The following is a 22,387-nucleotide window of genomic DNA, read 5'->3' on the forward strand; positions in this document are numbered from 1 at the left end:
AGGCGAATTGCCATCAAGAGCCACGCCCATGAACGCCTCCCCCGCCATTCTCCCCTTCGCCGATCCGGGCGCCGGCTACCGCGCCCTGCAGACCGAGATCGACGCCGCGGTCGCCCGCGCGCTTGCCTCGGGCTGGTACATCCTGGGCCGCGAGGGTGAGGCCTTCGAGGCGGAATTCGCCGCCTGGCTCGGCGACCAGCCGGGGGCACCCGCGATGCACGCCGTGGGCTGCGCCAATGGCACGGATGCCATCATGCTCATCCTCCGCGGCATGGGCATCGGCGAGGGCAGCACGGTCGTCACCGTCAGCCACACGGCGGTCGCGACCGTCGCCGCCATCGAGATGGTGGGCGCCACGCCCCTGCTGCTCGACATCGACCCCGACACCTACACCATGGACCCGGACGAACTGGCCTCCGTGCTGGCGGACCCGCCGCCTGGCCTGCCGCCGATCCGCGCCGTCATCCCTGTGCATATCTACGGCCAGGCGGTGGACCTCGCGCCCATCAAGGCGGCCTGCGACGAGGCGGGCGTCTTCCTGATCGAGGATTGCGCGCAATGCCATGGCGCGATGCTGGGGGGTGCCAAGCTCGGCACCATCGGCCATGCGGCCGCCTTCAGCCTCTACCCCACCAAGAATCTGGGCGCGCTCGGCGATGGCGGCATTCTGGCCACCCCGGACCCGGAACTGGCGGCGCGGATCGGCGCGATCCGGCAATATGGCTGGAAGCGGCGCTACATCAGTGACCTGCAGGGCGTGAATTCCCGCCTGGACGAGGTGCAGGCCGCCATCCTGCGGGTGAAGCTGCAGCATCTGGACCGGCAGAATGACCGCCGCCGGCAGATCGCCGCCGCCTATGACCAGGCGCTGGCCGGCACGGTGCTGACGCCGCCGGTGCGGCGCGCGGGCGCGCATCACGTGTTCCACCTCTATGTCCTGCGCCACCCGAAGCGCGACGAATTCATGTTCTCCCTGAAGGCCCGCGGCATCGGGACGGGCATCCATTACCCCATGCCGGTGCACAGCCAGCCCGCCTATGCCGGCCGCGTGCCGCTCGGCCCCGCCAATTGCGCCGAGACCGCCCGCGCGGCGGAGGAGGTGTTCAGCCTGCCGATGTATCCCGAACTGACGGATGAGCAGGTGGCGCGGGTCTGCGAAGCGCTCTCGGGCCTCTGAACGCCGCCCTCGTCTTCGCGCTGGCGGCGGTTTTCGAGATCGCCGGCTGCTTCGCCTTCTGGGCGGTGCTGCGCCAGGGCGCCTCGGCGCTCTGGCTGCTGCCGGGGGTGGGGGCGCTCATCGCCTTCGCCTGGCTGTTGACGCTGGTGCCGGGCGAGATCGCGGCGGGGCGGGCCTTCGCCGCCTATGGCGGCATCTATGTGGCCGCCACGCTCGCCTGGCTGATGCTGGCGGAGGGGCTGCGGCCGACCGGCTGGGACCTAGCGGGGGTTGCGCTGTGCCTCGCGGGCACGGCGGTGATCCTGGTGGGTGCGGCACGGCAGGTTTAACGCATCTGTCGCTGGCGCGGTGGGCGCGACGACCATATTCCGGGGCCAGCCGCCACGGAGCCACGCATGGATCGCCGCAGCCTCATCGCCGCCACCGCCGCCCTTGCCGTGCATCGCCCGGCTTCGGCGCAACCCCCTTCCGGGCCGGCGAATGTCATCTTCTTCCATCCCGATGGCTTCGGCGTGAACCATTGGGGCGCCGTCCGCATGGCGAGCGTCGGCCCCGATGGCCGCACCGAGTGGGACCGCCTGCCGCACAGTGCCGTCTATCTCGGCCACATGAAGGATGGGCTGACCGGCACCTCGCATGGCGGCGCCACCACCCATGCCTTCGGCGTGCGCGTCCAGGCCGACAGCTTCGGCATGGATGGCGCCACGCCCGTCCGCAGCCTCTCCGGCTTCGAGGGTTCCATCGCGAAGGAGGCGCTGGCGCGCGGCAAATGGGTCGGCCTCGTGCAATCTGGTGCCGCCTATGAGCCGGGGACCGCGGCCTTCGTCGCCAGCACGCCGCGCCGCAACAACCTGGCCGAGATCACCCGCCTTGTCGTCGAATCCGGCGTGCAGCTGCACATGGCTGGCGGCGAGCGCTGGTACCTGCCGCGCGGCATGCAGGGCCGCTTCGGCGAGGGCGCGCGCGAGGACGGCCTGAACCTGATCGAGCTGCTGCGCCAGCGCGGCTACACCATCGTCTTCACCCGGGAGGAACTGGCCGGGGTGCCGGCCGGCACGGAGAGGCTCTGGGGCATCTTCGCGCATGACCACAGCTTCCATGACCGCAACGAGGAAACCCTCGCCCGCGAGAGCCTGCCGCATTACGTCCCCAGCGCCCCCAGCATCGCGGAGATGAGCGAGGCGGCGCTGCGCCTCCTCTCCCGCGCGCCGGGCGGCTTCCTGCTGGTGGCCGAGGAGGAGGGGACGGATAACTTCGGCAATGTGAACAACGCGGCCGGCGCGATCGAGGCCGGCATCCGCGCGGATGCGGCGATCGGCGTCTTCCGGCGCTTTGTCGCGGCCAATCCGAACACGCTGATGCTGACCACGGCGGATTCCGATGCGGGCGGGATGCAGGTGATCGGCCCGGGCCGGCAGCAGAACATCGTGCGCGAAGGCGCCAACCTGCCCGAGCGCGACCGCAACGGCGCGCCGTTGGATGGCCAGGGCGGCGCCGGGACCACGGCCTGGCTCTCCGCCCCGGACCGCAACGGCGTCCGGCACCCCTTCGCCATCGCGTGGTCCACCCTGACCGATGTTTCGGGCGCCATCCTGGTGCGCGCCGTCGGGCGCAATGCCGAGTGGGTGAGCCAGGCCGGGACGATGGACAATGTGGATGTCTACCGGATCATGTACCGGACGCTCTTCGGGCGCGACCCGGGCTGATTTGTCCGGAGGAGTTGTCGCGGCCTTGGCCCGGGCCTAGATTCCCCGGCGTCCAGGGAGAACCGCCATGCCCATCGCTGCCTCCGCCGAGGCCGTCCGCCCGACGCGCCGGCCCGTGAACGCCAATGGCGTGCCGATCCACACCACCACCTATATCGGCACCAACTGGACCAACCGCACGGCGGACAGCCCGCCGCCGCCCGCGCCGGGCGCCTATTACCCCATGGCCTTCCTGGTGGAGCAGCCGCCGGGCTCCGTCGTGCAGTCGCATTTCCACGCGGCCGACCAGTTCCAGGTGGTCGTGGCGGGCGGCGGCCATCTCGGCCGGCATCCGGTGCGGCCGGTGACGGTGCACTACACCAATGCCCACACCGCCTATGGCCCGATCACGGCGGGCGAGGACGGCCTGCACTACTTCACGCTGCGCAACGGCTATGACCCGGGTGCCCGCTACGTGGCGCAGGAGGCGGCGGCGCTGAAGGCCATCCCCGGCCGCAAGCCCTGGCAGACCACCACCGCGCCCGTCGAGCCCAGCCCCGCCATCACCGGGCCCGCCCGCATGGAGGAGATGCTGGAGCCCCGCGCGGATGGCTTGGGCGCCTGGCGCCACATCCTGCCGCCGGGCGCGCGCCTGACTGGCCCTGAGCCCGCGGCGGGGATGGGCCAGTTCTGGGTGGTGGCGGCGGGCAGCCTGGACGGCATGCCGCCGCTTTCGCTCGTCTATGTCCACCCCGAGGATGCGGCGCGCGAGGCCGAGGCGGGGCCGGACGGCGCCGAGTTGCTGATCCTGCAATATCCGAGGCGGGCTGCCGACGCCTGACCCCCGGCGGGCACCGGCCGCTTCATCTTTGGGCAGGGCATGGCTGGCGGGGCTGTTTTCGTCGCGTGCGATGCTGGTCGCCCCGCCCAGGTTGTTTGAGGCTGCGTCCCAGGATGGAGGGGGAATGGGCATGCTGACACGTCGAACCCTGCCGGCGGCGGCGCTGCTGCTGCTGACGACCCCCGCGCTGCGCGCGCAGACGCGCGTCATCCGCCTGGTCATTCCCTTCGGCGCGGGCGGCATCACCGACCTCGTCGCCCGCATCCTGGCCGAGCGCGCGGGGGCGGAACTGGGCGTGACGATCGTCGCCGAGAACCGGGCGGGGGCGAATGGCAACATCGCCGGCGAATATGTGGCGCGCGCGGCACCGGATGGCACGACGCTGCTGATGGCCTCGCTCGCCATGTTCGCGGTGAATCCGGTGATCTATCCGCGCATGAGCTATGATCCGCTGGCGGATTTCGCGCCCGTGGCACTCGCCGCCAGCACGCCGCATGTGGTGGTAGCGCATCCGGGCAGCGTGCCCACGGGTTTCGCCGCCATGCTGGCCGCCGCCCGAGCCCGGCCCGAGGCGCTGAGCTGGGGCACGGCGGGGGCCGGGAGCAGCCCGCATCTGACGCAGATCCTGCTGCAATCGCTGTCCGACACGCGCTTCCTGCCGGTGCATTTCCGCAGCGGCGCGGCCAGCGTGCAATCGGTGATCGCGGGGCAGGTGGCGCTGACCGCGGAAGCCACGCCCATCGTGGCCGAGCATGTGCGCGCCGGCACACTCAAAGCGCTGGCCGTCGCGTCACCCGAGCGCCTGGCCCTGCTGCCCGATGTGCCGACGGCGGCGGAGGCCGGGCTGGCAGGGCTGGAGAATGGCTCCACCTCGGCCATCGTCGCCCCGCGCGGCACGCCCGATGCGGTGCTGGCGCGGCTCGCCGAGGGCTTCCGCGCCGCGCTGGCCGCGCCCGAGACGCGCGCCCGCCTCAGCCAGCAGGGCACGATCCCGCTGGGCGGGACGGGCGCCGAATTCACCGGCCTCATCACGCGGGAGGTGGCGCGCTGGCGGCCGCTGCTGGCAGGCATCCAGCCCGGGTAAGCCCGGATGGTGGCGCGCGCCGAAGCATGGTCACATCCCTCGAACATCGCCTGATCGGAGACGTCACTTGAGCGAATTCACCTGGAACGGGCGCCTGCTCGCCATTCACATCACCGAACAGGCCGCGGCCGACATGCAGGAACTGCAGGAGGCGAAGCTCATCGCCGGTGTCGGGATCGAGGGCGACCGCTACGCCACCGGCCGCGGCACCTACAGCAAGAAGCCGCAGCCCGAGCGCCAGGTGACGCTCATCGAGATCGAGACGCTGGAGGCGATCCAGCGCGACCACAAGATCGAGCTGCCGCCGCATGAGACGCGCCGCAACCTGCTGACGCGCGGCGTGCCGCTGAACCACCTGGTCGGCCGCGCCTTCCGGGTGGGCGAGGTGGAGCTGTTCGGCGGGCGGCTCAACGTGCCCTGCGTCTATCTGGACAAGCTGCTGGGCAAGCCGCTCTTCGGCCCGCTGACCAACCGCTCGGGGCTCAATTGCATGATCACCAAGGGCGGCGTGATCCGGCCCGGCGACGCGATCACGCCGGTTTGAAGCCCTCAAACGCCGGGCGCGGCCCCCGGCCGCTTGGCTTCGCCGCCCAAGGCGGCCGCTGGTTCTAATCCTCGTTTTCCAGCCGCTCGATATCCTCGTCCGAGAGGCCGAAATGGTGGCCCACCTCGTGCAGCAGCACGTTGCGGACCAGGCGGAACAGATCCTCCCCCGTCTCGATCCATTCGAGCAGGATGGGTTCGCGGTAGAGCAGGATTGTGTCGGGTTCGGCGGGCGTGTCTTGGGTGGATTTGTGGGTGAGCGGCGTGCCGCGATAAAGGCCGGTCAGCTCCCAGGGGCTTTCCAGGCCGAGCTCGGTCACCATCTCATCCTCCGGGACCTCTTCCACGATGATGGCGGTCCCGCGCACCATGTCGCGCAGCGGGCGGGGGATGGCGGCGAGGGCATCCTCGGCCATTTCCAACAGGTCTTCGAGGCTGGGGGGTGTGGTTGGGCGCATGGGGGCTTGTGCCATGTGAGGACCGGAAAGGGGAGGGGCGGATGATCGAGCGGCTGGACGAGGCGGGGCGGGCGGAACTGGCGGCACGCCTGCCGGATTGGGAATTGGTGGCGGGACGCGACGCCATCCGGCGGCAGTTCCGCTTCCGCGACTTCAGCGCCGCCTGGGGGTTCATGAGCCGGGTGGCGCCGCTGGCCGAGGCGCAGGACCATCACCCCGAATGGTCCAATGTGTACAACCGGGTCGAGATCACCCTCACCACGCATGATGCGGGCGGGCTTTCGGCGCGGGATCTGCGCCTGGCGCTGGCCATTGACGCGCTGACGTGAGCCTGGACGCGCCGCAACGGACCCTGGCCGTCACGCGCTCGGCGATGCGCCATTGCCTCGCTTGCGCCTGGTCGCCCCTGGCCGAGGTGCCGCTGCCCGATGGCAGGCGGGCGGACATCCTGGCGCTGCGCCCGGATGGCGGCTTCGTGATCATCGAGGTGAAGTCCTGCGCGCGGGATTTTCTCAGCGACGGCAAGTGGCAGGATTACCGCGCCTTTTCCGATGAGCTGCACTTCGCCGTGGACCTCGACTTCCCGCAGGAGCTGCTGCCGGGCGATGTCGGCCTGCTGGTCTGCGACGGGTTCGAGGCGGCGCCGCTGCGCGCCGCGCCCGCCCACCCGCTGGCCCCGGCGCGGCGCCGTGCCCTGCTGCACCGCTTCGCCACCCTGGCCGCGACGCGCCTCGCCGCGCTGAGCGACCCGGTGGGGCTGGCCGAGCGGCGGGCCGCGCTGCGGCTCGACTGAACCTTCCGTTGCCGAGAGGCTTCGGCACCCGCAGCATGGGTCATCGGAGGACTCGGACATGCTGAAATACCTGCTGCCGCTCGCCCTCATCGTGGGCCCTGCCGCCGCGCAGCAGCAGCCCATGGCGGGCGAGGGGTTGCGCGTCGCGCGCCAATGGTGCGCCGCCTGCCACGTCGTCTCGCGCGACATGCCGCCACCCGCGGCCGATGCCGCGTCGAGCTTTCCCGGCATCGCCGACCGGCCGGGCACGACGGAAGCCGGGCTGCGCGTCTTCCTGCAGACGCCGCACGCCAACATGCCCAACTGGCAGCTCAGCCGGGCGGAAATGGATGCGGTGGTCGGCTACATCCTCTCGCTGCGCCGATGATCCTCTACTTCGCCCATGGCAGCCCCTTCGCGCGGATCATCCGCGTCCTGGCGCGCGAGAGGGGCGTCGCACTCGACGAGGTCGAGACGACGCTGCGCGACCCCGCCGCGCCGCAACTCGCGCACAACCCCGCCGGACGCGTGCCCGCGCTGCTCGATGGCGGGACCCTGATCTGCGAGACGCCGCTGATCCTGGCGCATCTGGGCTGGTTGCCGCGGGAGCCGACGGCCCTCTCCCGCCTCGGCCAGGCCTGCGCCTTCATTGACGGGATCGCCGTCTGGAATCGCGATTTGCGGCGGCCGGAGCATGAGCGCTCGCCAGGCTTCCAGGCGCTGGAGCGGACACGCGCCAACCGCATCCTGGATGCGCTGGACCTCGAAGCGTACGCGCCGCATTCGGTCGAGGCCATCGCGCTGGCCTGCGGGCTTGGCTACTGCGACCGGCGGCATACCGTGTTTGCGTGGCGGGAGGGGCGCCAAGCCCTCACCCTGTGGTATGAGGCCATGATCGCGCGGCCGGCCTTCGCCGGGACCGTCCCACCTGTTTCCGGGATTTGACCATGCAGAACACCGAACCCGTCTGGCGCATCGTGGATGAGAAGGCCCAGCCCGCCATCGAACTCAGCGACCGCGTCTGGGGCATGCCGGAGCTCGCCTACAACGAGCACAAGTCGGCCGCCGAGCACACTGCCTATCTGCACGCCGAGGGCTTCCGCGTGACGGAGCAACTCGCCGGCATTCCGACCGCCATGATGGGCGAGGCGGGCGAGGGCGGGCCCGTCATCGCGATCCTCGGCGAATTCGACGCGCTGCCGGGTCTCTCCAACGAGGCGGGCGTGGCCGAGCATCGCCCGGTGCCGGGCGACGGCAATGGCCATGCCTGCGGGCACAACCTGCTGGGCGCGGCCTCGTTGCTCGCCGCCACGGCGGTAAAGGACTACCTGGCCGCCAACGGGATCCAGGGCCGCGTGCGCTATTACGGCTGCCCGGCCGAGGAAGGCGGCGCGGCCAAGGGCTTCATGGCCCGCGCCGGCCTCTTCGACGATGTGGACATCGCGATTTCCTGGCACCCGGGAAGCTTCGCCTCGGTCAATGAGCCCATCTCGCTCGCCAACACCCGCATCGACTTCACCTTCCATGGCCGCGCGAGCCATGCCGCCGCCTCGCCGCATCTGGGGCGCAGCGCGCTCGATGCCGTCGAGCTCATGTCGGTCGGCGTGAACTACCTGCGCGAGCACATCCCGCAGGAGAGCCGCATCCACTATGCCTATCTCGACGCCGGCGGTGTGGCGCCCAATGTCGTCCAGGCCAAGGCGAAGGTGCGCTACCTGATCCGCGCGGCGGATGTGAAGGCGCTGAACAGCCTGGTCGCCCGCGTGCGCAAGATCGCCGATGGCGCGGCGCTGATGACGGATACGCGCGTGGAGACGCAGGTGATCTCGGCCGTGTCCAACCTGCTGGGCAACACGCCGCTCGAGCACCTGATGCAGGATGCGCTGGACCGGCTGGGCCCGCCGCCCTTCGATGCCGAGGACCGCAAGCGCGCCGCCGAATTCCAGGCCACGCTTTCGGAGGAGGACATCGCCGCCGCCTTCCGCAAGGTGGGCATGCCGCGCAATGACGACCCGCTGCCGACCAGCATCGTCCCTCTCGATTCCAAGCGTGCGCCGATGATCGGCAGCACGGATGTGGGCGATGTCTCCTGGGTGGTGCCGACGGTGCAGGCGCGGGGTGCGACGCACGCCATCGGCACGCCGCTGCATTCCTGGCAGGCGACGGCGCAGGGCAAGCTGCCCCATGCGCACAAGGGCATGGTGCACGTGGCCAAGGTGATGGCGAGCACGGCGGTCGAGGCGCTGCAGAAGCCCGAGATCATCGCCGCAGCCAAGGCCGACCACGCGGCGCGCGCCGGCGGGGCCTATGTCTGCCCGCTGCCGGAAGATGCGAAGCCGCCGATCGGGATGTCGCTGGCGGTCTGATGCGGGTCATCCGGGACGCGGTGGCACTTCGCGCCGCCACCCAGGGTTGGAAGGCGCAGGGCGAGCGCATCGCCCTGGTTCCGACCATGGGCTACCTCCATGCCGGCCATCTGGCCCTGGTGGCGCGGGCGCGGGAAGTCGCGCCGCGCGTGATCGCGACCATCTTCGTCAATCCGACGCAATTCGCGCCGCATGAGGATCTCGGCCGCTATCCGCGTGACGAGGTGGGGGACATCGCGAAGCTCGAGGCCGCGGGCTGCGACCTGCTCTTCGCGCCCGATGTGGCGACGGTCTATCCGCCGGGCTTCGCGACGCGCATCACGATGATGGGGCCGGCGGAGGGTCTGGAGGGCACGCATCGCCCGCAGATGTTCGGCGGCGTGGCTCTGGTCTGCACGCGGCTCTTTGGCCTTTGCGCGGCTGATGTGGCCGTGTTCGGCGAGAAGGACTGGCAGCAGGTGATGGTGGTGCGGCAGGTGGTGCAGGACCTCGCGCTGCCGCTGACCATCGAGACGGTGCCGACGATCCGGGCGGAGGATGGCTTGGCCCTCTCCTCCCGCAACGCCTATCTCGATGCGGAGGCGCGGCAGCGCGCGACGGCGCTGCATGCGGCGCTCCAGCATGCCGCGGCGCGGCTGCGGGTGGGCGCCCCGGCGGAAGCGGCCTGCGGCGAGGCCGAGGCGCGGCTCCGCGAGGCGGGCTTCAGGCAGGTGGACTACGTGGCGCTGCGCCGCGCCGAGGATTTCGCGGAGATGGCGCGGCTGGATGCGCCGGGGCGGCTGCTGGGCGCCGCATGGCTCGGCCAGGTGCGGCTGATCGACAACATCCCGGTCTGACGCGCGGCCCTCAGCAGCCGTGGAAGCCGCCGCCCGGCAGCCGCACGAATTCCAGGATGCCGAGAGGTTGCGCGGCACCGGGCTGGATGACCAGCGCGGCAGCTTCCGGGAAGGCGGTGCCGCCTACGCTTTGGCCGTAGATCATGATGGCCGGCGTGCGGTGACCCACCAGCACGCGGTTCGCGCCCGCCGGCACCGGCGCGTTGAACAGCCGGCGATGCTCCGCCAGCACCCAGTCGAGCCGCGTGCCCGCGTAGTCATCGGCCAGCAGGCTGTCCGTGACCTGCACGCGCGCTGGCCCCCAGGCCTCCTCTGCCGTGTCGCGCGCGCGATAGACGGGGCCGGCCAGCACCGGGAATTGCACGGGGATGCCGAGTTCCACGAAGCGCTGGCCGATGCGTTGGGCCTGCTCCCGCCCGCGCGGCGAGAGGTTGCGCTGGCCGGCACGGTCCCCCACGCGATAGCTGCGGTCGCAGGGCTCGCCTGCCGTATCTGCGTGGCGGAAGAACAGGACGAGCCCGCCCCTGCGCAGCCGCGCGAGCAAGGGCGAGGCGTCCACCTCCATGGGCGTCATCTGCTGCGCCGCGGCGGGTGCGGCGAGCGTCAGTCCCAGCAGGGCGCGTCGCGTCGTGCTCAAAACTTGAAGGCGAGGCCGGCGATCACCCGCGCCGTGCAGACATCCTGCCGCACGCCTTGGCCGCTCAGGCATTGGTTGCGGGGGATGGTCGTGTCGAAATAGTTCACGCTGGCCATGGAGGTGCCCACGCCCGCGACCTCGAAATCCCGGCCCAGGCCGGCGCCCCACCAGGTGTAGTCGGGCGTGCCGTAGCGCGGGTTCATCTCGATCAACCGGTAGCCGAGCCGCGCGCCGCAACTATTCGAGCCGCGCGCCGGAGAGCTGCACCAGGCGCTGCCAGTTCGGCGTATCGCGCTCGATCAGCGCCGTCAGTGCCGCCGGGGCCTCGCTGGTGACGGTGCCGTAGCCCAGCGGCTTCAGCCGCTCCACGAAATCCGCCTGCGCGCCGACGCTGCGGATCGCCGCATGCAGGCGCTGGATGTGCTCGGGCGGCGTGCCGCCCGGCGCCATCACGGCGTTCCACGTCACCACGTCATGCCGGCCGAGGCCGAGATCCGCGAAATCGGCCATGCCCGGCACCTCGGGCAGGATGGAGAGGCGGGCGGCGGAGCTCACCGCCAGCGGCAGGAAGCGGCCGGCCGTCACATGCGGCATGAGGGCGGGCATCACGTCGAACATCATGTCAATCGTGCCGGCCAGCAGATCGGTGATGGCGGGGCCGCCGCCGCGATAGGGCACGTGCAGGATCTTAGCGTTGGCCTCGGCGTTGATCGCCTCGATGTTGATGTGGCTCGTCGTCCCCGTGCCGCTGCTGCCCATCTTCACCTGCTCGGGGTTCGCCCGGCTCCAGGCGATGAGGCGGCGGAAATCCGTCCAGCCCTGCTGCCGCGCGCGCTCGGCATTCACGACGCAGAGCAGCGCGCCATCGGTGATCTGCGTGACGGGGGCCAGGTCGGTGCGCGGGTTGAAGGGCAGGCGCGAGGTCATGAAGGGGAAGGCGCAGAGCGTGGTGACGCTGATCAGGCCGATCATGGTGCCGTCGCGGTCGCCCTTGGCCAGCGCATCGGCGCCGATCAGCCCACCCGCCCCGCCGCGATTCTCGACGACGACGGGCGTGCCGAGTGCGGCGGGCAGGCGCTCGGCCAGGACGCGGCCCAGGATGTCCACCGCGCCGCCGGGCGGGAAGGGGACGATGATGCGCAACGGGCGGCCCTGCGCGAGCGCGGGTGTGGACAGCGGCAATGCGGCGGCGCCGAGGATCAGGCTGCGTCGTTGCGTCATGGACGTTTGCTCCCTTCGTTACGGGAGAGATTGCGGCTCAAGCGAGGGCGTCCGCAAGCCGCTTGCGGGAGAGCGCGATCACCGCCTGGGCTTCGCGTGTCAGGGCATATTTCGGCAGGTCCTCGGGCCGTGCCCAGGCGACCGCGCTGACATCATCGCCGGCCCGCGCTTCACCGCCTGCCCATTCGGCGCAGTAGTCCACGATGGTGTAGTGGTAGCGCACCGCGCCCGCGTCATCGCGCGTAACTGAATCGATCACGTCGGCGAGCAGGAGGGGACCGACGGTGATGCCCGTCTCCTCTAGCAATTCGCGCCGCGCGGCATCCTGCGCGCCTTCGCCCACATGCTGCGCGCCGCCGGGCAGCGACCAGGAGCCGATACGCGGCGGCTTGCCGCGCTGGACCAGCAGAACCTCCTCGCCGCGGAAGACGATCACGCCGATGCCGATCCAGGGGCGGTCGGGGTATTCGCGGGTCACGAGACGACCAGGTCTTCCAGGCGCGGGATCATCGCCTTCTCCTTCCACAGGCCCAGCTGGAAGGCCCAGCCGTGGAAGCGGGCATTGAGCCGCTGCGCCTCCTCGGCACCTTCGGCGGAAAGGCGTACCCAGAACAACTCGCCGTCACGGTGGGCGCGCAGCGTGATGGTGACCTCATCCGTGTAGTGGAAGCGCGCCTCGCCCAGCGCCTCGCCGGGGGCCTCGGTGCGGACCTCGATGAAGGTCAGCCCGTCAAAGGCGCGGCCCACCTCGTCGAGCGCGACGCGGTCGGCCACCGGATGTTCGGCGGGGGTGATGATGTCGAGCGGCGCATCCACCTCGCCCGCGCGGGCCAGCACCAGCGGCGGCTGGCCGGTGCGGCTGACCTCGACGCGGCGCAGGCGTGCCGGCGCGAGGCTCGCAAGGTCGCGGTCGAGCCAGAGCGAGGGGTCGGCATCGGCGCCGAGGCGGCCTTCGGCCAGCCAGGCGCGGTTCTCGCCGGGGCGGCGGGCATAGATGCCTTCGGGCTGGTTGCCCTGGGTGCGGACGCGTCGGCGGCCGAGGATCATCTCGGCGAGCGGCCGGCCCTCGGCGTCGAAGACGCGCAACAGGGTGGACGTGCTGCCGGGGGCGGCGGGGTCTTCCACGCCCAGGCGCGGCCATTGCGCCGGGTCGCTGCTGCGCTCCTCGGTGAGGCGGAGTTCGGTGAGGCCTACCAGGGTCTCGCGCACGCGCTCGGGGCGGGCGGGGTAGCCCTGGAATTCGGCGATGCGCCAGGCCTCGCCGTCGCGGATCAGGGTGGTGCCCTGCGCGCCGCGGCGCAGCTCGATGCGGCGCGCGCCGGCCAGCCGCGTGGCGAGGCCGGGGAAGGCGAGGCTGCCTTCGCTGATGCGCCCCTCCACCTCGCCCTCGGGGCGGAGCAGCAGGGCGGCGCCCAGGCTCGCCGCAGCGGCGCCGCCGAGCGCGATCAGGCCACGCTTGCCGATCATGCCCGCGCCCTCGCGCGCCGCCGGGCGCGCAGCACGCCGATGACGACGGCGAGGATGGTCAGCAGCACCGGCACGAAGGCGATGTTGAAGATGCGCAGCCAGGTCTCCAGGGATTCGATGTCGCGCCGCAGTTCCAGCTGCACGGCGCGCAACTGGCGCCGCGTGTTGGCGATCTCCTCGCGGGCGCGATCAATTTCGGCGCGCTGCTCGGGCGTGATGACCGTCTGGTTGGTGTTGCGGGCACCTTCCCCGCCGGTGCCCTGGCGGAGTTCGCGCAGGCGGCGTTCGGTGGCTTGCAGGCGCTCGGTCAACTGCTGCTCGCTCTGGCGGAACTGAGCATCGGCCTGGCGACGGATGTCCTCCACCAGTTCGAAGGGCCGCTGGCTTTCGCCGCGCGAACGCAGGCTGATCATGGCGTCCGAGCCCGCCAGCGTATCGGCGATGTTCACGACGAAGCTGCCATTGCCCGAGAAGGGATTGGCGACGGGCTGGCCGAAGAATTCCTGCACGCGGACCCAGAAGCGGTCCTCCAGGATGTCCGTGTCATGCACCACGACGATATTGGCCGGGCCGTTGCTGCGCGCGAGGTGCGCGGGGAAGTCGGCCGGGCGCTCCACGCCCTCGGCGGGCGCGGGCGCCCCTTCCTGGAAGGCGCTGCGGAGATTGCCACGGATGCGGGCCGCGATGACGCGGCGCTGACCATCGGCGCGGAACTCGGCCAGGATGCGCGTGGGGGAGGGGTCGTTCCGGACGCGCGCCGCATCGATCAGCATGGATTGCGACGAGCTGGTGAGAAGCGGGATGAACTCGATGCCCGCATTGGGCCGCGGCGCGAGGTAGCCGGAGGAAGCGACCGTCACCTGCTCGATCAGCGCGGTCGCCACCTCCTGGCGGTTTACGCTGTCACCCTGGAGGTTGAACCAGGCGATGTAGTCCACCGCCTGCACGCGCTCATTGGGCGCGGCCCGCACCCGCCAGGCGCCGCGCAGGTCGAGCACGACACGATCGGCCGGCGCCTCCACGCCCCAGGCCTCCAGCAGGCGCGGCAGGACGGAGGCGGTGTTGGAAGGCGGACGCCCGCCCGGGCCGGGGCGCGAGGCCTGGAACTCGCTATGGGGGTCGATCATCAGGAAGAGGCGCCCGCCGCGCATGACGAACTGATCAACTGCGTATTGCGCGGCCTCCGGCAGGTCCTGCGGGTGGGCGAGCAGCAGGATCTGCACCTCGGGCGGGATCACCTGCACGTCGAAGCCGAGATCCTGGATGGTGAAGCCCTCGCGCAGCTGGCGCATCACCACCTGCGGCTGGGCCAGGGCCGGCTGGCGCAGCATCATCGCGCGCGCGTCGCCATTCAGCGGCAGGGGCGACATGACGCCGAGCACGGGCTTGGTGGGGTTGGACAGCTCGAAGATCAGGCGCGTCAGGTCGGCTTCCAGGAAGCGCTCGCGCTCCGGCTGGAAGAAGGGGATGTTGCGCTCCTCATCCACCTGGTTGCTGCCGGAGAGGCCGAAATAGACCTGCTCGCCGGCCTGATCGAGCGGCACGCCCTGCATGCCGAGCGAGACGGCGCGGTCCTCCACCTCGGAGAAGGGCTCGGGGTCGAAGATCTCCAGGCGCAGCTTGCCGCGGCTGGCCACGACGTATTCGCGCAGCATCTCGCGCACGCGCTCGGCATAGGCGCCGAATTGCGGCGCTTCGGCGCCGAGCTTGCGCGAATAGAAGAAGCGCAGCGTGATCGGGTCCTGCAGGCCTTCCAGCACCTGCCGCGTGCCGGGTGAGAGCGTGTAGATGCGGTTCTCGGTCAGGTCCATGCGGGCGGAGGCGAGCAGCCTATCCGCCAGCATGTTGATGCCGACGGCGAGTGCGAGCGCCGCGAGAACGCCGAGGGAGGAGAAGAGGAGGCGGGAATTGCGCACGGTCTCAATCCGCCTTCTTGTGTTCGAGGATCACGGTGTTCACGAAAAGCCAGAAGGCGATGAAGCTGGCGAAGAAGACGAAATCCCGCGCCGAGATCACGCCGCGGGTGAAGCCGTTGATGCGTTCGCTCACGGAGACACCGCGCGCCACCTCGGCCAGCACCGGGAATTGCGAGGAGAGGAAGTCCGTCACCACCGGAGAGCCCGCGGCGGCGAAGAGGAAGCAGCCGGCGACGGCCAGCACGAAGGCGATGACCTGGTTGCGCGTCACGGCGGAGATGGCGGCCCCTACCGCGAGATAGGCGCCGGCCACCAGGAAGCAGCCGAGATAGCCGGTGAGGATCACGCCATTGTCCGGCTCGCCCAGCAAATTCACGGTGAGGACCAGCGGGAAGGTGAGCAGCAGCGCCACCGCGCAGAAGGCCCAGGCGGCGAGGAACTTGCCGACCACCGCCTGGCCGGCCGTGATCGGCAGCGTCAGCAGCAATTCGATGGTGCCGAGGCGCCGCTCTTCGGCCCAGAGGCGCATGGTCAGCGCGGGCACGAGGAACAGGAACAGCCAGGGGACGAAGCTGAAGAAGGGGATGAGATCCGCCTGGCCGCGCCCGAAGAAACCGCCCAGCGTGAAGGTGAGCGCGCCCGAGAGGACGAGGAAGATCACGATGAAGACGGTGGCGACGGGGGTCGCGAAATAGGCCGCGAATTCACGCCGCGCGATGGTGAGGGCGGCCTTCATGCGGCGGCTCCCAAGGTGAGGGAGCGGAAGACCTCTTCCATGCTGCGGCCATCGGCCACCAGGGCTGCGGGCGTCGCATCGGCCAGCACGCGGCCGCGCGCGATGACGATGGCGCGGGTGCAGACGGCGGCGACCTCTTCGAGAATATGGGTCGAAATGATGATGGCCTTCTCCGGCGCCATGGCGCGGATGAGTTCGCGCACCTCATGCTTCTGGTTGGGGTCCAGGCCGTCGGTCGGCTCATCCAGCACCAGCACGGGGGGCGAATGCAGCAGCGCCTGGGCCAGGCCCACACGGCGCTTGAAACCCTTGGAGAGCGTCTCGATCGGCTGCAGCCGGACACCCTCCAACTGCGTCAGCGCCATGGCGTGGGCCACGCGCTCCGCACGCTCGGCGCCACCGAAGCCGCGGATGCGGGCGCAGAAATCCAGGAAATCGGCCACGCTCATCTCGGGATAGGTGGGCGCGCCCTCGGGCAGGAAGCCGAGGTTGCGCTTGGCGGCCACGGGGCGCTTCACCACATCCTCGCCGCAGATGCGGCCCGTGCCGCTGGTGGGCAGCATGAAGCCCGCCAGCATGCGCATGGTGGTGGATTTGCCGGCGCCATTGGGGCCCAGGAAGCCCACGACCTCCCCCCGCTGCACGGAGAAGCTGACCCCGTCCACGGCGGTGAAGCCGCCGAAGCGCTTGGTCAGGCCCTCGATCTCGATGAGGCCCTGGTGTTCGGTGCTCTCGCTCAAGCCATGGTCTCCCGGTTCGGTCCGCCGATTTAAAAAACCGGGCAGGGATTTCAAGTCACCCGGCCGCCAGGAGCCTGACCGCGTCCGCCTTGTCAAACAGCGCCAGCAGCAGCCGGGCCGCCTGGCCGCGGGGGGAGGCGAGGTGGCGGTCCTTTGTCAGCAGCACCTCGGCATCACCGGCCGCCATCTCGATCAGCGCGTTCTGGCGGTTGGCGGCGCGTTGGGCGGCGGCCTCATCCTCGCCGCGCAGGCCCAGGCGGAACTGCACCTGGCCGGCCTGCCGCGTGCCCAGCGCCTCGCCCCCGCCGCGCAGGCGCAGATCCTCCTCGGCGATGACGAAGCCATCCTCCGTGTCGCGCAGGATGAGCAGGCGTTCGCGCTCGCGCTCGGAGAGCGCCTCGGAATGCACCAAAAGGCAGGAGGAGGGCTTGGAGCCCCGGCCCACGCGCCCGCGCAGCTGATGCAGGGCGGAAAGGCCGAAGCGCTCGGCCTGCTCGATCAGGATGATGGTGGCCTCGGGCACGTCCACGCCGACCTCGATGACGGTGGTGGCGACCAGGATCTGCGTGCGGCCCTCGGCGAAGTCGCGCAGCGCGCCCTCGCGGATTTCCATGTCCAGCTCGCCATGGGCGAGGCCGACCTGGCCAGGGAAGAGCTCGGCGAGTTCGGCGAACCGGGTCTCGGCCGCGATGCTGTCATCATGCTCGCCGCCCGTGATGGCGCGCACCACCCAATAGGCGCGCTCGCCGCGGGCGAGGGCCTGGCGCAGGCGGGCGATGATCTCGGGCAGGCGGGCGCCGCTCGCGATGCGCGTCGCGATGGGCTGGCGTCCGCGCGGCTTTCCCGCGATGCGGCTGACCTGCATCTCGCCCCAATGGGTGAGCTGCAGGGTGCGGGGGATGGGGGTCGCCGTCATCACCAGCATGTCCACCTGTTCGCCCTTGCCGGCGAGTTCCAGGCGCTGGGCCACGCCGAAGCGGTGCTGCTCATCCACCACGGCCAGGGCGAGGTCGCGGAACTCCACCCCCTGCTGGAACAGGGCGTGGGTGCCGATGGCGATGGGAATCGAGCCATCGGCGAAGCCCTGGAGCACGCGCCGCCGCTCCGCCCCCTTCACCGAACCGGCCAGCAGCGCGACCGGCACGGGCGAGAGTTTCTCCAGCGTGCGCAGATGCTGCCGCGCCAGGATTTCGGTGGGTGCCATGATGGCGGCCTGGGCGCCGGCCTCGACCGCCTGAAGCATGGCGAGGATGGCGACCAGCGTCTTGCCCGAGCCCACATCGCCCTGCAGCAGCCGCAGCATCCGGCGGGGGGCGGCGAGGTCGCGCGAGATTTCGGCCAGGGCCTGGGCCTGGTCGGGCGTGGGCTCATGGCCGAAGGCGGCCAGCGCCTGGGCGCGCAGGCTGCCATCGCCGGTGAGCGCGCGGCCCGGCGCCTCGCGGTTGCGGCGGCGAAGCAGGGCGAGGGCGAGTTGCCCGGCCAGCGCCTCGTCATAGGCCAGGCGCTCCCAGGGCTTGGCGTCCGGGCGGGTGGCGGGCGCGTGCAGGGCGCGCAGCGCCTCCGCGAAGCCGGGCCAGGATTCGCGGGCCAGCAGGGGCGCATCCTGCCATTCGGGCAGTTCGGGCACGCGCTTCAGCGCGGCCATGACGGCAGGCGCCATGTGGCCGCGCTTCAGCCCCTCGGTGAGGGGCCAGATCGCCTCCAGCGCCGGAAACGCCTCCTCATTCGCCGCGACATCAGGGCTGATGCAGGACCAGCCATCCCCCTCGGGGCGGATCCGGCCCGAGATCCAGCGCGCTTCGCCCTTGGGCAGCAGCCGCTCGATCCAGCCGAGGTTGGATTGCATGAAGCGCAGCGTCACTTCCTCGGCCGTGCGCACCTCCACATAGCGGCGGCGCGTGGCGCGGCTCACGGCGCTGCGAGTCGCAAGCGCCGTCACGCGCAGCACGCAATCGGTCTCGGGCAGGGCCTCGGCCGGGTGGGCAATGCGCGTGCGGCTCGCGATGCGGTCGGGCAGGTGGAAGAGAAGATCGAGGATGCGCGGGCCCCCGCAGGCCTTGGCGATGAGCTCAGCCCGCTTCGGCCCGACACCCGGCAGGGTTTCGAGGGGATCAAACAGGCTCTGGAGGCTGACACTCTGGCTCACACGCGCCTATATGCCACCCGTGACGAGTCCTGACGAAACCCCCGAACTCCCCGCCCGCCAACGCCGCCTGCTCTTCCGGGCGCTGCATCGCGGCACCAAGGAATGCGACCTCATGCTGGGCGGCTTCGTGCGCCGGCATATCGGCGCGCTCACGGCCCCCGAGCTGGATGAGTTGGAAAGCATCATGGAATTGCCGGATGTGGACCTGGCCGACTGGTTCTCCGGCCGCCGCCCGGCGCCCCCCGAGGTGCGCGGGCCGCTGTTTGACCGGATCGCGACCGAGAGCGCGGCACCCGGCGCGGGCATGCCGGATCACCTGAAATGACCTTGCGTGTCTATGGCGCCCCCGAGGGCTATGACGCGCTGCTGCTGCGCCAGCGCCGCGCCGAGACCCAGGCGCCGGTGCTGCATGTCTGCCGCGATGATGCCCGCATGGCCCGCATGGCCGATGCGCTGGCCTTCTTCATGCCCGAGGCCGAGGTGCTGCGCCTGCCGGCCTGGGATTGCCTGCCCTATGACCGCGTCTCGCCCAATCCGGAGCTGATCGCCGAACGTGTGGCGACGCTGGCCGAACTCACCACCCAGGCCACGCGCCCGCGCATCGTGCTGACCACGGTGAACGCGCTGGTGCAGCGCGTGCCGCCCCGCAGCGCCTTCGCCAATTCCGCGCTCCTGCTGCGCAAGGGTGGCCGCGCCAGCATCGAGCAGATCACCGCCTTCCTGGAGACCAACGGCTACAACCGCACCGGCACCGTGATGGAGCCCGGCGAATACGCGGTGCGCGGCGGCATCCTGGACCTCTTCCCCTCGGGCGAGGCCGACCCGCTGCGCCTGGACCTCTTCGGCGACGAGATCGAGAGCATCCGCCGCCTCGACACCGGCACGCAGCGCAGCGGCGCCGCCGTGGACCGCCTGACGCTACGCCCGGTGGGCGAGGTGTTTCTCGACCCCGCCTCCATCGAGCGCTTCCGCACCGCCTATCGCGAGCTTTTCGGCAATGCGGCGGCCGAGGACCCGCTCTATGTCTCGGTCAGCGCCGGGCGGCGGCATCCGGGCATGGAGCATTGGGCCGGCCTCTTCCACGCCGAGATGGAGACGCTGCTGGACTACCTGCCCGGCGCCTCGGTCAGCCTGGACGCTCAGGCGGAGGAGGCGCTGGCCGCCCGGCTGGAGATGATCCAGGATCATTACGAGGCGCGGCGCATCCCGGCCCGGCTGAACGAGGGCGAGGTGCCCTACCGCCCCGCGCCGCCGGCTCGCCTCTACCTGGATCGCCGTGGCTGGGACGCGATGCTGGGGCAGGGCCTGCAGCTGCATTTCTCGCCCTTCCACAAGCCCGAGGGCGCCGAGGGGTTCGACGCCGGCGGCCGCGCCGGGCGCCTCTTCACCGAGATCCGCCAGGCGGGTGAGAACCTGTTCTCCGCCTACGCCGCCCATGCCGAGACCGAGCGCGGCCGCGGCCGCCAGCCGATGCTGGCCGCCTGGACGCGCGGCTCGCGCGAGCGCCTCGTCACCCTGCTGCGTGAGAACCGCGTGGCGGCCGAGCCGGTGGAGGATTTCTACGCCTTCCAGCGGCTCTCGCCCGGCACCATCGGCGTCGGCATCCTGGGGCTGGAGCGCGGCTTCACGGCGGAAACCATCTCCATCACCGCCGAGCAGGATTTGCTGGGCGAGCGCATCGCCCGCCCCGCGCGCCGCAAGAAGCGCGCCGACCAGTTCATCGCCGACGCCACGCAGATCGAGGTGGGTGACCTGCTGGTCCATCAGGATCACGGCATCGGGCGTTATGACGGCCTCGCCACCATCGAGGTGAGCGGCGCGCCGCATGACTGCCTGCGCATGATCTATGACGGCAATGACAAGCTCTTCGTCCCTGTCGAGAACATCGAGATCCTGAGCCGCTTCGGCAGCGAGACGGCGGGTGTCGCACTCGACAAGCTGGGCGGCGCCTCCTGGCAGGCGCGCAAATCCAAGGCCAAGCAGCGCATCGCCGACATGGCGGGCGCGCTGATCCGCATCGCCGCCGAACGCCAGACGCGCGAGGCGCCGATGATGGCGCCGCCCGAAGGCGCCTGGGACGAGTTCTGCGCCCGCTTCCCCTATGCCGAGACCGAGGACCAGGCGCGCGCCATCGCCGATGTGCTGGAGGACCTCGCCTCCGGCCGCCCGATGGACCGCCTGATCTGCGGCGATGTGGGCTTCGGCAAGACGGAGGTGGCGCTGCGCGCGGCCTTCACCGTCGCCATGTCGGGCTCCCAGGTCGCGGTCGTCGTGCCCACCACGCTGCTGGCCCGCCAGCACCACCGCATCTTCACCGCGCGCTTCGCGGGGCTGCCCGTCAAGGTGGCCCAGCTCTCGCGCATGGTGACGGCGAAGGAAGCGGCCCAGGTGAAGGCGGCGCTGGCGGCGGGCGAGGTGGATATCGTCGTCGGCACGCATGCGCTGCTGGGCAAGGGCATCGGCTTTGACAATCTCGGCCTCGTGATCGTGGATGAGGAGCAGCATTTCGGCGTGAAGCACAAGGAACGGCTGAAGGAGCTGGAGGCCGGCGTGCATGTGCTGACGCTGACGGCGACGCCCATCCCGCGCACCTTGCAGCTGGCGCTGTCCGGCGTGCGGGAGATGAGCGTGATCGCCACGCCCCCGGTGGATCGCCTGGCCGTACGCACCTTCATCATGCCCTGGGATTCCCTGGTCCTGCGTGAGGCGGTGCAGCGCGAGCGCTTCCGCGGCGGCCAGGTCTTCGTCGTCGTCCCCCGCATCGAGGACATGGCGAAGATGGCCGAGCGCCTCGCCGAAGTGGCGCCCGAGGCGCGCGTGGTGCAGGCGCATGGAAGGCTCGCGCCGACCGAGCTCGAGCAGGTGATGACCGAGTTCGGCGACGGCAAGTACGACATCCTGCTCGCCACCAACATCGTGGAATCCGGCCTCGACATGCCGGCGGTGAACACGCTCATCATCCACCGCGCGGACATGTTCGGCCTGGGCCAGCTCTATCAGCTGCGCGGGCGGGTCGGGCGCGGCAAGCAGCGCGGCTATGCCTATCTCACCTGGCCGCCGCATCACCGGCTCAGCCCCACCTCGCAGAAGCGGCTCGAGGTGATGCAGACGCTGGACAATCTGGGCGCCGGCTTCACGCTGGCCTCCCACGACCTCGACATCCGCGGCGCCGGCAACCTTCTCGGCGAGGAGCAGTCGGGCCAGATCCGCGAGGTCGGCATCGAGCTCTACCAGGAGATGCTGGAGGAGGCGGTGGCCGATCTGCGCGCCGGCTCCAAGCGCGCGCGCGAGGCGGAGGGCCGCTTCACGCCGCAGATCAACCTGGGCCTGCCGGTGCTGATCCCGGAGAACTACGTCCAGGAACTGCCGGTGCGCCTCGGCCTCTATCGCCGCATCGGTGGCCTGGAGACGGAGGCCGAGGTGGAGGCCATGGCGGCCGAATTCGCCGACCGCTTCGGGCCCATCCCGCCCGAGGTCGAGAACCTGCTGCAGGTGGTGAGCCTCAAGCTCGCCTGCCGCGCGGCGGGCGTCGAGAAGGTGGATGCGGGGCCGAAGGGCGTCGTCATCGCCTTCCACAAGAACCGCTTCGCCAATCCGGCCGGCCTCGTCGCCTGGGTGTCCGGGCAGAAGGGGCTCGTCTCGCTGCGGCCGGACCACAAGCTCGCTCTGCTGCGGGAGCTGCCCTTCGATGCCCGGGTGAAGGCCGCGCGCGGCCTGGTCGCGAACCTCGTGCGCGTGGTGGAGCAGGCCAAGGCGGCGTGA

The 22,387-nt window shown here is 70.9% G+C and carries 24 protein-coding genes; 14 read left to right on the forward strand and 10 right to left on the reverse strand.

Features of this window, described 5'->3' with window-relative positions; all coding sequences use genetic code 11:
- The first annotated feature begins 28 nt into the window (after positions 1 to 28).
- The 6 genes from ACQ860_RS22095 (at position 29) to ACQ860_RS22120 (ending at position 5,331) form a co-directional block, all read left to right on the forward strand.
- Complete coding sequence (locus ACQ860_RS22095; RefSeq protein ID WP_431305460.1) at positions 29 to 1,177, forward strand: DegT/DnrJ/EryC1/StrS family aminotransferase; 1,149 nt, start codon at positions 29 to 31, stop codon at positions 1,175 to 1,177.
- The gene (locus tag ACQ860_RS22100; protein WP_431305804.1) at positions 1,174 to 1,506 is read left to right on the forward strand and encodes a YnfA family protein; all 333 of its coding nucleotides are present in this window, start codon (positions 1,174 to 1,176) and stop codon (positions 1,504 to 1,506) included. The genes ACQ860_RS22095 and ACQ860_RS22100 overlap by 4 nt, the downstream gene beginning before the upstream one ends.
- A gap of 66 nt (positions 1,507 to 1,572) precedes the next feature.
- Entirely contained in the window at positions 1,573 to 2,883 is a 1,311-nt protein-coding gene (locus tag ACQ860_RS22105) for an alkaline phosphatase (RefSeq protein WP_431305461.1), read from the forward strand.
- A 67-nt stretch (positions 2,884 to 2,950) separates the two neighbouring features.
- Positions 2,951 to 3,703, forward strand: coding sequence for a hypothetical protein (locus ACQ860_RS22110; protein ID WP_431305462.1), 753 nt, complete (start codon positions 2,951 to 2,953; stop codon positions 3,701 to 3,703).
- 130 nt (positions 3,704 to 3,833) lie between these two features.
- A complete protein-coding gene (locus ACQ860_RS22115) occupies positions 3,834 to 4,787 on the forward strand; it encodes a Bug family tripartite tricarboxylate transporter substrate binding protein (RefSeq protein ID WP_431305463.1) in 954 nt (317 codons plus the stop codon).
- A 67-nt stretch (positions 4,788 to 4,854) separates the two neighbouring features.
- Complete coding sequence (locus ACQ860_RS22120) at positions 4,855 to 5,331, forward strand: MOSC domain-containing protein (RefSeq protein WP_431305464.1); 477 nt, start codon at positions 4,855 to 4,857, stop codon at positions 5,329 to 5,331.
- Positions 5,332 to 5,395: 64 nt separating this feature from the next.
- Here ACQ860_RS22120 and ACQ860_RS22125 read toward each other — a convergent pair whose 3' ends face one another.
- On the reverse strand, positions 5,396 to 5,746 hold the full coding sequence (locus ACQ860_RS22125) for a metallopeptidase family protein (RefSeq protein ID WP_431305465.1): 351 nt from the start codon (positions 5,744 to 5,746) through the stop codon (positions 5,396 to 5,398).
- A gap of 83 nt (positions 5,747 to 5,829) precedes the next feature.
- On the opposite strand from ACQ860_RS22125, the gene ACQ860_RS22130 reads away from it, so the two are divergent.
- The 6 genes from ACQ860_RS22130 to panC are packed head-to-tail and all read left to right on the forward strand — an operon-like array spanning position 5,830 to position 9,762.
- Positions 5,830 to 6,117: a 4a-hydroxytetrahydrobiopterin dehydratase gene (locus ACQ860_RS22130; RefSeq protein WP_431305466.1), complete on the forward strand. Its 288-nt coding sequence runs from the start codon at positions 5,830 to 5,832 to the stop codon at positions 6,115 to 6,117.
- Positions 6,114 to 6,581 (forward strand): MmcB family DNA repair protein, encoded by a 468-nt coding sequence (locus tag ACQ860_RS22135; RefSeq protein WP_431305467.1) that lies wholly within the window; start codon positions 6,114 to 6,116, stop codon positions 6,579 to 6,581. Before ACQ860_RS22130 ends, ACQ860_RS22135 begins: the two co-directional genes overlap by 4 nt.
- A gap of 58 nt (positions 6,582 to 6,639) precedes the next feature.
- Positions 6,640 to 6,948: a c-type cytochrome gene (locus ACQ860_RS22140; protein WP_431305468.1), complete on the forward strand. Its 309-nt coding sequence runs from the start codon at positions 6,640 to 6,642 to the stop codon at positions 6,946 to 6,948.
- Positions 6,945 to 7,505, forward strand: coding sequence for a glutathione S-transferase family protein (locus tag ACQ860_RS22145; RefSeq protein WP_431305469.1), 561 nt, complete (start codon positions 6,945 to 6,947; stop codon positions 7,503 to 7,505). The genes ACQ860_RS22140 and ACQ860_RS22145 overlap by 4 nt, the downstream gene beginning before the upstream one ends.
- A gap of 2 nt (positions 7,506 to 7,507) precedes the next feature.
- Positions 7,508 to 8,926, forward strand: coding sequence for a M20 family metallopeptidase (locus tag ACQ860_RS22150; RefSeq protein ID WP_431305470.1), 1,419 nt, complete (start codon positions 7,508 to 7,510; stop codon positions 8,924 to 8,926).
- Positions 8,926 to 9,762, forward strand: coding sequence for a pantoate--beta-alanine ligase (gene panC, locus ACQ860_RS22155; RefSeq protein ID WP_431305471.1), 837 nt, complete (start codon positions 8,926 to 8,928; stop codon positions 9,760 to 9,762). The genes ACQ860_RS22150 and panC overlap by 1 nt, the downstream gene beginning before the upstream one ends.
- A gap of 10 nt (positions 9,763 to 9,772) precedes the next feature.
- Here panC and ACQ860_RS22160 read toward each other — a convergent pair whose 3' ends face one another.
- From ACQ860_RS22160 to recG, 9 genes are read right to left on the reverse strand one after another with little or no spacing between them, the layout of a single operon-like run.
- A complete protein-coding gene (locus tag ACQ860_RS22160) occupies positions 9,773 to 10,399 on the reverse strand; it encodes a histidine phosphatase family protein (protein ID WP_431305472.1) in 627 nt (208 codons plus the stop codon).
- Complete coding sequence (locus ACQ860_RS22165; RefSeq protein ID WP_431305473.1) at positions 10,396 to 10,602, reverse strand: hypothetical protein; 207 nt, start codon at positions 10,600 to 10,602, stop codon at positions 10,396 to 10,398. The genes ACQ860_RS22160 and ACQ860_RS22165 overlap by 4 nt, the downstream gene beginning before the upstream one ends.
- A 34-nt stretch (positions 10,603 to 10,636) precedes the next feature.
- Positions 10,637 to 11,620 carry a Bug family tripartite tricarboxylate transporter substrate binding protein gene (locus ACQ860_RS22170; RefSeq protein ID WP_431305474.1) on the reverse strand — a complete coding sequence of 328 codons (984 nt, stop codon included), beginning with the start codon at positions 11,618 to 11,620 and terminating at the stop codon, positions 10,637 to 10,639.
- A gap of 37 nt (positions 11,621 to 11,657) precedes the next feature.
- Positions 11,658 to 12,098 carry an NUDIX hydrolase gene (locus tag ACQ860_RS22175; RefSeq protein WP_431305475.1) on the reverse strand — a complete coding sequence of 147 codons (441 nt, stop codon included), beginning with the start codon at positions 12,096 to 12,098 and terminating at the stop codon, positions 11,658 to 11,660.
- A complete protein-coding gene (locus tag ACQ860_RS22180) occupies positions 12,095 to 13,087 on the reverse strand; it encodes a DUF4340 domain-containing protein (RefSeq protein WP_431305476.1) in 993 nt (330 codons plus the stop codon). Before ACQ860_RS22180 ends, ACQ860_RS22175 begins: the two co-directional genes overlap by 4 nt.
- On the reverse strand, positions 13,084 to 15,003 hold the full coding sequence (locus tag ACQ860_RS22185; protein WP_431305477.1) for a GldG family protein: 1,920 nt from the start codon (positions 15,001 to 15,003) through the stop codon (positions 13,084 to 13,086). Before ACQ860_RS22185 ends, ACQ860_RS22180 begins: the two co-directional genes overlap by 4 nt.
- Before the next feature lie 4 nt (positions 15,004 to 15,007).
- Positions 15,008 to 15,739: an ABC transporter permease subunit gene (locus ACQ860_RS22190; RefSeq protein WP_431305478.1), complete on the reverse strand. Its 732-nt coding sequence runs from the start codon at positions 15,737 to 15,739 to the stop codon at positions 15,008 to 15,010.
- Positions 15,736 to 16,479, reverse strand: a complete 744-nt coding sequence (locus tag ACQ860_RS22195) for an ABC transporter ATP-binding protein (protein WP_431305479.1) — start codon at positions 16,477 to 16,479, stop codon at positions 15,736 to 15,738. Before ACQ860_RS22195 ends, ACQ860_RS22190 begins: the two co-directional genes overlap by 4 nt.
- Before the next feature lie 55 nt (positions 16,480 to 16,534).
- Entirely contained in the window at positions 16,535 to 18,625 is a 2,091-nt protein-coding gene (recG, locus tag ACQ860_RS22200; protein WP_431305480.1) for an ATP-dependent DNA helicase RecG, read from the reverse strand.
- Between the two features lie 19 nt (positions 18,626 to 18,644).
- On the opposite strand from recG, the gene ACQ860_RS22205 reads away from it, so the two are divergent.
- Both ACQ860_RS22205 and mfd read left to right on the forward strand, forming a co-directional pair.
- On the forward strand, positions 18,645 to 18,950 hold the full coding sequence (locus tag ACQ860_RS22205) for a succinate dehydrogenase assembly factor 2 (RefSeq protein WP_431305481.1): 306 nt from the start codon (positions 18,645 to 18,647) through the stop codon (positions 18,948 to 18,950).
- Positions 18,947 to 22,387: a transcription-repair coupling factor gene (mfd, locus tag ACQ860_RS22210; RefSeq protein WP_431305482.1), complete on the forward strand. Its 3,441-nt coding sequence runs from the start codon at positions 18,947 to 18,949 to the stop codon at positions 22,385 to 22,387. The genes ACQ860_RS22205 and mfd overlap by 4 nt, the downstream gene beginning before the upstream one ends.

Source organism: Sediminicoccus sp. BL-A-41-H5 (assembly GCF_050632405.1).
In the GTDB taxonomy this organism is placed as follows: Bacteria; Pseudomonadota; Alphaproteobacteria; order Acetobacterales; family Acetobacteraceae; genus Roseococcus.

Coding starts and splice junctions, on each gene's coding strand:
- panC (WP_431305471.1), top strand. CDS start 8,926: ATGCGGGTCATCCGGGACGCGGTGGCACTTCGCGCCGCCACCCAGGGT.
- ACQ860_RS22095 (WP_431305460.1), top strand. CDS start 29: ATGAACGCCTCCCCCGCCATTCTCCCCTTCGCCGATCCGGGCGCCGGC.
- ACQ860_RS22115 (WP_431305463.1), top strand. CDS start 3,834: ATGCTGACACGTCGAACCCTGCCGGCGGCGGCGCTGCTGCTGCTGACG.
- ACQ860_RS22140 (WP_431305468.1), top strand. CDS start 6,640: ATGCTGAAATACCTGCTGCCGCTCGCCCTCATCGTGGGCCCTGCCGCC.
- mfd (WP_431305482.1), top strand. CDS start 18,947: ATGACCTTGCGTGTCTATGGCGCCCCCGAGGGCTATGACGCGCTGCTG.
- ACQ860_RS22190 (WP_431305478.1), bottom strand. CDS start 15,739: ATGAAGGCCGCCCTCACCATCGCGCGGCGTGAATTCGCGGCCTATTTC.
- ACQ860_RS22110 (WP_431305462.1), top strand. CDS start 2,951: ATGCCCATCGCTGCCTCCGCCGAGGCCGTCCGCCCGACGCGCCGGCCC.
- ACQ860_RS22165 (WP_431305473.1), bottom strand. CDS start 10,602: ATGAACCCGCGCTACGGCACGCCCGACTACACCTGGTGGGGCGCCGGC.
- ACQ860_RS22105 (WP_431305461.1), top strand. CDS start 1,573: ATGGATCGCCGCAGCCTCATCGCCGCCACCGCCGCCCTTGCCGTGCAT.
- ACQ860_RS22145 (WP_431305469.1), top strand. CDS start 6,945: ATGATCCTCTACTTCGCCCATGGCAGCCCCTTCGCGCGGATCATCCGC.
- ACQ860_RS22180 (WP_431305476.1), bottom strand. CDS start 13,087: ATGATCGGCAAGCGTGGCCTGATCGCGCTCGGCGGCGCCGCTGCGGCG.
- ACQ860_RS22125 (WP_431305465.1), bottom strand. CDS start 5,746: ATGGCCGAGGATGCCCTCGCCGCCATCCCCCGCCCGCTGCGCGACATG.
- ACQ860_RS22130 (WP_431305466.1), top strand. CDS start 5,830: ATGATCGAGCGGCTGGACGAGGCGGGGCGGGCGGAACTGGCGGCACGC.
- ACQ860_RS22150 (WP_431305470.1), top strand. CDS start 7,508: ATGCAGAACACCGAACCCGTCTGGCGCATCGTGGATGAGAAGGCCCAG.
- ACQ860_RS22170 (WP_431305474.1), bottom strand. CDS start 11,620: ATGACGCAACGACGCAGCCTGATCCTCGGCGCCGCCGCATTGCCGCTG.